This is a genomic window from Frankia sp. Mgl5 (assembly GCF_023242985.1).
Lineage (GTDB): Bacteria > Actinomycetota > Actinomycetes > Frankiales > Frankiaceae > Parafrankia > Parafrankia soli.
In genome coordinates this window covers 1-243 of the sequence record NZ_JALKFY010000304.1, presented here as the reverse complement: position 1 = coordinate 243, position 243 = coordinate 1, and the positions used below count along the sequence as shown (strand labels likewise).

Here is a 243-nt window from a genome sequence, read left to right as displayed (position 1 = left end):
GATTCAATCCCCTCCTCAGCCAATCAGGAGGATCATGTCAGCATGGGAACAACCGCCGCGCGAAAACTGCGAACAGTTGTGAGCAATGCCACAAAGGTGCTGGCCATTGAGTACCTTGCTGCCGCACAGGCAATCGATTTTGGCACAGGCAAGCTGGGAGCAGGCACACAAAAAGCGTATGACCAACTGCGACGCGAGATCACCCGTCTGGCTGAGGACCGCGAGATGTACATCGATCTGGCC

Annotated in this window: 1 protein-coding gene; it reads left to right on the top strand. The window is 56.0% G+C overall.

All coding sequences use genetic code 11. The annotated features are described in order from the left end of the window. The coding region (locus MXD62_RS09445; protein WP_285224012.1) for an aromatic amino acid lyase at window positions 1–243 on the top strand (243 nt) is incomplete at both ends.